Source organism: Streptomyces fuscigenes, assembly GCF_021556455.1.
Taxonomy (GTDB): Bacteria; Actinomycetota; Actinomycetes; order Streptomycetales; family Streptomycetaceae; genus Streptomyces; species Streptomyces fuscigenes.
The window spans coordinates 1-7,699 of sequence record NZ_JAKGCV010000270.1 but is presented as its reverse complement, the minus strand read 5'-3'; the positions used below and the strand labels follow the sequence as shown (position 1 = coordinate 7,699).

At 73.7% G+C, this 7,699-nt stretch carries 5 protein-coding genes and 1 pseudogene; all 6 read left to right on the top strand.

Annotation, left to right across the window (positions count from 1 at the left end; translation table 11 throughout):
- Positions 1-657 (top strand): annotated as a pseudogene (locus L1885_RS19620) (glycogen debranching N-terminal domain-containing protein); the annotation flags it as partial.
- A 106-nt stretch (positions 658-763) separates the two neighbouring features.
- Positions 764-1,552, top strand: coding sequence for an NUDIX hydrolase (locus L1885_RS19615; protein ID WP_235798469.1), 789 nt, complete (start codon positions 764-766; stop codon positions 1,550-1,552).
- 133 nt (positions 1,553-1,685) lie between these two features.
- A complete protein-coding gene (locus L1885_RS19610; protein ID WP_235798468.1) occupies positions 1,686-3,464 on the top strand; it encodes an ATP-binding cassette domain-containing protein in 1,779 nt (592 codons plus the stop codon).
- A 115-nt stretch (positions 3,465-3,579) separates the two neighbouring features.
- Positions 3,580-4,521, top strand: a complete 942-nt coding sequence (locus L1885_RS19605; protein WP_308117356.1) for a FadR/GntR family transcriptional regulator — start codon at positions 3,580-3,582, stop codon at positions 4,519-4,521.
- 344 nt (positions 4,522-4,865) lie between these two features.
- Complete coding sequence (locus tag L1885_RS19600) at positions 4,866-6,422, top strand: RNA polymerase sigma factor (protein ID WP_235798466.1); 1,557 nt, start codon at positions 4,866-4,868, stop codon at positions 6,420-6,422.
- A 317-nt stretch (positions 6,423-6,739) separates the two neighbouring features.
- A complete protein-coding gene (locus tag L1885_RS19595) occupies positions 6,740-7,621 on the top strand; it encodes a S1 family peptidase (protein ID WP_235798465.1) in 882 nt (293 codons plus the stop codon).
- Positions 7,622-7,699: the final 78 nt, after the last annotated feature.

The following is a 7,699-nucleotide window of genomic DNA, read 5'->3' as shown; positions in this document are numbered from 1 at the left end:
GCAGCCGCGCGCACCGCCGACGGGCGGCTCCTGCCCTGGCCGAGCGCCGACCTCGCGCACCTGCTGGACACCGGCCTCGCCGCCCGGGGCGCGCAGGCGCGCGGACTTCTCGACGCCGCGGGCTGCGCACGGGTCGCGAAGGTGCTGACGAGTCCCGCGCTGGACTCCGGCTGGGGCCTGCGCGGACTCGGCGGCAGGGAGGCAGGCCACAACCCCTTCGGGCACCGGGCCGGCGCCGTGCGGGTTCACGAGACGGCGGTGGCGGTCGCCGGGCTCGCCGCGGCGGGACACGAGGCCGAGGCGGGCACGCTGCTGCGTGGACTGCTCGACGCGGCCGAGTCGTTCGGGTACCGCCTTCCCGAGATGTACGCCGGGCGGCAGCGCTCGGAGGGCGGCGCGCCGGTGCCGCACCCCGCCGCCTGCCGGCCGGCGGCGGTGGCGGCGGCCGCCGGTGTCCACGTGGTCGCCGCGCTCGTGGGCATCGGCCCCGACGTCCCGGGCGGGCTCGTCGCGCTGCACCCGCCCCGGGAGGCGCCGCTCGGGGCGGTCCGGCTGTCGGGGCTGCGCGTGGCGGGGGAGCCCTTCTCGGTGCGGGTGGGCCGCCTCGGGCTCGGCGTGGTGGAGGAAGCGGCGAGCGGACTCCAACTGGGCGCGTGAGAAAGGGGGATGACGTATCCGTGTGGAAGGGGTCAGGAGGGCGCGCGGCACGGGACGCGAGGCGGCCGGGTTCGCCGCGGGACTGTTTATCGTCAGGCAGACGACTATGATCACGGGCATGTCTCCCTACGACCCGTCGGCTTTTCTCCCGTTCGCCGTCACCGTCGACCTGGTCGTGCTCACCGTGCGCGGGCACGCGCTGTGCGCGCTGGCCGTCCGCCGGGGAGAGCCGCCCTTCGAGGGCCGCTGGGCCCTGCCCGGTGGATTCGTGCGCGGCGAGGAGAACCTGGCCGAGGCGGCCGCGCGCGAGCTGGCGGAGGAGACCGGGCTCTGCGTCCAGGACCCCGGTTCTGACGCGCCCACGGGCACGGCCCACCTCGAACAGCTCGCGACCTACGGCGACCCGGGCCGCGATCCCCGCATGCGCGTCGTCAGCGTGGCGCACCTGGCCCTGGCGCCCGACCTGCCCGCGCCACGCGCGGGCGGCGACGCCGAGGGCGCCCGCTGGGCCCCGGTGCGCGACCTGCTGGGGGAGGACCTGATCGGCGGCGACGGCGCCCGCCGCGACGCGGAGCCGCCCGCGCCGCTCGCCTTCGACCACGCCCGTATCCTCGCCGACGGGGTCGAGCGCGCCCGCTCGAAGATCGAGTACTCGTCGCTGGCCACGGCCTTCTGTCCGTCCGAGTTCACGGTCGGCGAGCTGCGCCGGGTCTACGAGGCGGTGTGGGGCGTGGCGCTCGACCCGCGCAACTTCCACCGCAAGGTCACCGGAACGCCCGGCTTCCTCGTGCCGAGCGGCGGTACGACGACCCGTCAGGGCGGCAGGCCCGCGCAGCTGTTCCGGGCCGGAGGCGCGACCGTGCTCAACCCGCCCATGCTGCGTCCGGAGATCTGAGTCCGCGTCCGGCCGGCGCGGTCCCCGGGACACAGCACACATCACCTTCCGTTGCAAATCGGACATATAGCGTTATCTTGCTGGGGTACTCGCTCTGCCGCGGAGCGGTCTCACCCCCTGCGAGAGATGAACGATGCTCCAGGCCATCGGACTGACCAGCAATCCCCGTCGCGACCGGCCGGCTGCCGTGGACGACCTCACCTTCGAGGCGCGCCCCGGCGCGGTCACCGCGCTGCTCGGCGCCGAGGGCGCCGGCAAGACCACGGCGCTGCGCCTCATGCTCGGCCTCGAACACGGCCGTGGCGTCGCCTACTTCAGAGGCAGGCCGCTGCACCGGATCGCCAACCCCGCACACGAGGTGGGCGTGCTCCTCGGTGACGTGCCGGGCCACCCCGGCCGCACGGTCAAGGGGCAGCTGAGGATGCTGTGCGCGGCCTCGGGCGTGCCGGCCTCGCGGGCCGACGAGCTCCTCGACGTCGTCGGACTCGGCTCCCTGCGCGACGAGCGCCTCGGCAACCTCTCCCTCGGCATGGACCGGCGGCTCGGCATCGCCTCGGCCCTGCTCGGCGACCCGCACACCCTCGTGCTCGACGCGCCCTCGGCGGGGCTGTCCCCGCGCGAGACGAGCTGGCTGCACGGCCTGCTGCACGCCCACGCCCTCCAGGGCGGCACCGTGCTCTACACCACGGACGACCCCAAGGAGGCGGCCCGTGCGGCCGACCGGGTCGTCACCATCGACGCCGGCCGGCTCGTGGCCGATCAGGACGCGGCCGCCTTCTCCGGGACCCGGCTGCGCCCGCGCGTCGCCATCAGGACGCCGCACGCGGCCCGCCTGGCCGACGCGCTCAGCAAGGAGGCGAGGGCGGGGCGCCGTTCCGTCGAGGTGGTCACCGACGGCGGCAGCAGGCTGACCGTCTACGGCAGCAGCTGCCCCGAGATCGGCGAGACCGCCTTCCGCCACGGAGTGCTCGTCCACCAGCTCGCGGACGAGATCGGCGACACCGGCCCCGTGCCCTCGGCGCGGCAGAGCGAGGAGGACGAGGGCCCCGCCGAGAGCGGCGCTTCGGTCCTCGTGCCGCTGCCGGCCCAGTCGGCACGCCGCACGAGCGCGCTCCCGCCCGCGCTGGAGGCCCGCCCGGCCCGGGGCCCGCTGCGACCCGTGCGCTACGAGCTGCGGCGGATGTTCGGCGTCAGGACCGCGCCGCTGATCGGTGCCGCCGTGCTGGTCGTCTCGCTGACCATGGCGCTCGTGCTGGCCCGCACCGGCTCGACCCCGCTCCCCGGGCTGCTGGCCGCCTGGCCGGCGCTGCTGCCGCTGCCGCCCGCCGCGATGGGGGCCGGGCTCATCGGCGCCCTGTCGTACGGGGACGAGCACCGCCATCCCGCGCTCGCGGGCGCGCGCGGCACCGTTCCGCGACGGATCGGCCTGCTGCTCGCCAAACTCCTGGTGACGGGCGTGGTCGCCGTCCTGCTCGCCCTGCTCGCCGCGGTGGCCGACGCGGGCGCGCTGCGCCTGGTCGAGGGGCCCGCGTTCCTGCGGGTTCCGCACGACTGGCCGGCGCTGTGCGCGGGCTGGGCGGGCCTGGCCCTCGGCTGCGCCTGGGCCGGGCTGCTGGGTGCGGGCGTCTTCCGGATCACCGCGGCGGGGATCACCGCGGTGGTCGCGGTGCCGGTGCTGGTCGTTCCGCTGGTCAGGAAAGTGCTGGCCGGGCCCTCGGCCCACTCGCTGGGCGGACTTGCGGACCGGCTCCACCAACTGGGCAGGCTGGGCAAGCCGCATGGGGCGGACAGCTGGCTGATCGCGCTGCTGCGGCTCGTCACCCGCCCCGAGGCCACGGCTCTCGGGCTTTCCCTGACCGCCCTGTTCTGTGCGTTCCTGTTCACCGGCCTTCGTCGTAAGGCGCGTTGGTGATCGCTATTCGCGTCCTTCTGATCGTCCTGGCCATAACTCGACGGACGAAACGGTCCTTTCGGGCCTAAGAGTCACCGTCCGTCAATGAAGACCGCGGCGCTGATCACCCTTTCGTGTGCTTTTCACCAAAGCCCTCAAGGGTCGTCGGAGCAACGCCGACAAAGGATGCGTGAGTACCCTTGCGCACACCATGATGACCTCCGCCCGTTCCGCCGATTCCGGCCTGACAGGACCGGGTGACCTCGACCGCTACCCGTTCTCCCAGGCGGCCGGCGCCGACCGGTCGGCCGCCCCCGTCTGGGAGGGCCCCGACGTGGACCTCGCACGCCCGGGCAGGCGGACCGCGGGCAGCCGCGGCCGCGGGCTCCACGGCCAACTCGTCCAGCAGCTCGGGCAGATGATCGTCTCCGGCGACCTCGGAGCGGACCGGCCGCTCGTGCCCGAGGAGATCGGCCAGCGCTTCGAGGTCTCCCGCACCGTCGTCCGCGAGTCCCTTCGCGTGCTGGAGGCCAAGGGCCTGGTCAGTGCCAGGCCCAACGTCGGCACCCGGGTCCGCCCGGTGAGCGACTGGAATCTGCTCGACCCCGACATCATCGAGTGGCGGGCCTTCGGCCCCCAGCGCGACGACCAGCGCCGCGAGCTGACCGAGCTGCGCTGGACGATCGAGCCGCTGGCCGCCCGGCTCGCCGCGGGTCACGGCCGTGAGGACGCGCAGGCCCGTCTCGTGGACATGGTCGAGATCATGGGCCACGCGCTCGCCCAGAGTGACGCCATCACCTTCGCGCGCGCCGACTCCGAGTTCCACTCCCTGCTCATCCAGCTCGCCGGCAACCGCATGCTGGAGCACCTCTCGGGCATCGTCGCCTCCGCGCTCCAGGTGTCCGGCGGCCCGGTCACCGGCTGCGACCGCCCGAACGAGGGCGCGCTCGTCCACCACGCCCGGATCGCCGAGGCGCTCGGAGCGGGGGACGGCGCGACGGCCGAAGCCGCGATGCGCCAGCTGCTGACCACGCACCCGGACGTCGAGCGCGTCGTGCCCGCACCCCGCGAGCACTGACCCGGGCGCGTCCGCCCCGGTCGGGGAGCATGTGTGTGTCGCGTGTCGCCGGGCCGGGGCGCGGTCCGGCGACACTGGAAGTAGGGCGCTATGGAGCCCTGTGACGTATATGTCGCATATGTGGTGTGACTCGGGCCACGCGGATTGGCCGTAACACTCCCCGAAGCAGTGCGATGACCTAAGAGGTGACAGCCGAGAGAGGAATACGCCCGCCGATGGTGGTGCTGTAGTCCTCCCCTGGCTCAAGCCCGCGCCGTCGGTGACATCCCCAGCCGTCGGTCGTCGGCTCCGGTCCGTTGTCGGGCGGGGCCGGAAGCCCTTCCCATCGTTCCGAGAGGTTGTTCGTGTCGGCCAGCACATCCCGTACGCTCCCGCCGGAGATCGCCGAGTCCGAGTCTGTGATGGCGCTCATCGAGCGGGGTAAGGCTGATGGACAGATCGCCGGCGACGACGTGCGTCGGGCCTTCGACGCCGACCAGATTCCGCCAACCCAGTGGAAGAATGTTCTGCGCAGCCTCAATCAGATCCTCGAGGAAGAGGGTGTGACGCTGATGGTCAGTGCCGCGGAGTCGCCGAAGCGCACCCGCAAGAGCGTCGCTGCGAAGAGTCCGGTCAAGCGAACCGTCGCCCCGAAGCCCGTCGCGGCCAAGCCCGCGCCGGTCAAGACGGTCGCCGCCGCGGCCGTCGCGCCCGCCGCCGAGGTCGTCGAGGCCCCGGCCGACGAGGCCGCCGCTCCCGCGAAGAAGGCAGCCGCCCCGAAGAAGGCCGCCGCCAAGAAGGCCACGGCGAAGAAGACCGCGGCCAAGAAGACGACCGCCAAGAAGACGGCCTCCAAGAAGGACGCGGACGAACTCGGCGAGACCGACGACCCGGCCGAGGACGCTCCCGTCGGCAAGGCCGAGGAGGAGGAGACCGAGGGCGAGGCCAAGGGCTTCGTGCTCTCGGACGACGACGAGGACGACGCGCCTGCCCAGCAGGTCGCCGTCGCCGGCGCCACCGCCGACCCGGTCAAGGACTACCTCAAGCAGATCGGCAAGGTCCCGCTGCTCAACGCGGAGCAGGAGGTCGAGCTCGCCAAGCGCATCGAGGCGGGCCTCTTCGCCGAGGACAAGCTGGCCAGCGCCGACAAGCTCGCGCCGAAGCTGAAGCGCGAGCTGGAGATCATCGCCGAGGACGGGCGCCGCGCCAAGAACCACCTGCTGGAGGCCAACCTCCGCCTGGTGGTCTCGCTGGCCAAGCGCTACACCGGCCGCGGCATGCTCTTCCTCGACCTGATCCAGGAGGGCAACCTCGGCCTGATCCGCGCGGTCGAGAAGTTCGACTACACCAAGGGCTACAAGTTCTCCACGTACGCCACCTGGTGGATCAGGCAGGCCATCACCCGCGCCATGGCCGACCAGGCCCGCACCATCCGCATCCCGGTGCACATGGTCGAGGTCATCAACAAGCTGGCCCGCGTTCAGCGCCAGATGCTCCAGGACCTGGGCCGCGAGCCCACCCCGGAGGAACTGGCCAAGGAACTCGACATGACCCCGGAGAAGGTCATCGAGGTCCAGAAGTACGGCCGCGAGCCCATCTCCCTGCACACCCCCCTCGGCGAGGACGGCGACAGCGAGTTCGGCGACCTGATCGAGGACTCCGAGGCGGTCGTCCCGGCCGACGCGGTGAGCTTCACGCTCCTCCAGGAGCAGCTGCACTCGGTGCTGGACACGCTCTCCGAGCGTGAGGCCGGCGTGGTCTCCATGCGCTTCGGCCTCACCGACGGCCAGCCGAAGACGCTGGACGAGATCGGCAAGGTCTACGGGGTGACCCGCGAGCGCATCCGCCAGATCGAGTCCAAGACCATGTCGAAGCTGCGCCACCCGTCGCGTTCGCAGGTCCTCCGGGACTACCTCGACTGACGGACCGTTCTTCCCGTTGAGCGCCCCCGATCCCGGGTTTCCGGGGCGGGGGCGCTCCGCTGTGCCCGGCCGCCAGGGGGGCTTCCCCGGGTGCCGCACCGCGTGCGGCAAGGCGCTCCGCGCCGTGGGACCGGTCGCCCGGTGCCCCGCCCCGGCGGCGCCGTGAGGTGCCGGCGGACGGCGGGCCGCACGGCTACCCGGCAGGGCCCGGGTCCCCTTTCGAGGGGTTCCGGGCCCGCCCGGTTTCGCAAGAGGGGTCCGAGGCAGGTTGGATGACTCCGGGTGGATCACGTTTCCACGGAGAGTCAGGAGATTTCATGCGTCGCCCCTTCGCCAGAGCCGAGCACGCCGCACGCCGCGCCGGAACGCGGAAGCCCTCCCGGGCGGTGTACGCGGGGCTCGCGGTCCTCACCGCCACGGCCCTGCTTCCGCTGGCCTCCGCCGCACCGTCGTGGGCCGGCCGCGTCGTCGTCGGCGGCAGGCCCGCCTCGACGGCGGACCACCCGTGGGTGGTGGCACTGGTCAGCCCGGCGCGCTTCGGCACCGGCCGTGGCGGGCAGTTCTGCGGCGGCGTGCTGGTGGGGCCCACGAAGGTGCTCACCGCCGCCCACTGCATGAGCGACGACGTCCTCGGGCAGGGCCCCGACAACGTGGGAGACCTGCACGTGGTCGCGGGGCGCGACCGCCTCACGGCCGCCGGCGGGCGCTCGGTCGCCGTCGCGTCGTACGCCGTCGACCCGGCGTACGACGCGAGCACCAACCAGAACGACATCGCCGTCCTCACGCTGCGCACGGCCCTGCCCGCGGGCTCGGCCATCACCCCCGCGTCGCCCGGCGACGGCGCGGCCGCACCCGGCAGCGCCGCACAGGTCTTCGGCTGGGGTGACACCAGCGGACGGGGCGACTACGCGGCGTCGCTGCGCTCCTCGCCGGTGTCGGTGCTGCCGGACGCGCAGTGCGAGAAGGCGTACCCGGGCGGTTCGTCGGCCCGCTACGCGGCGTCCTCGATGCTCTGCGCGGGTGACAGCCGGGGCGGGCACGACGCCTGCCAGGGCGACAGCGGGGGTCCCCTGGTGGCGCAGGGCCGCCTGATCGGGCTGGTGTCCTGGGGGAGCGGCTGCGGGCTGGCCGACGCGCCGGGCGTGTACGCGCGGGTCACCTCGGACCTGACGCCCGTCGCGGACGCCGTCGGCCGCTGAGCGCGGCCCGCTGGCGGCAGCGGAGGAGCGCGGCGCGAGGACCGCGGCGCGGACGGGCGCGACGCGAGCGAGCCGTGC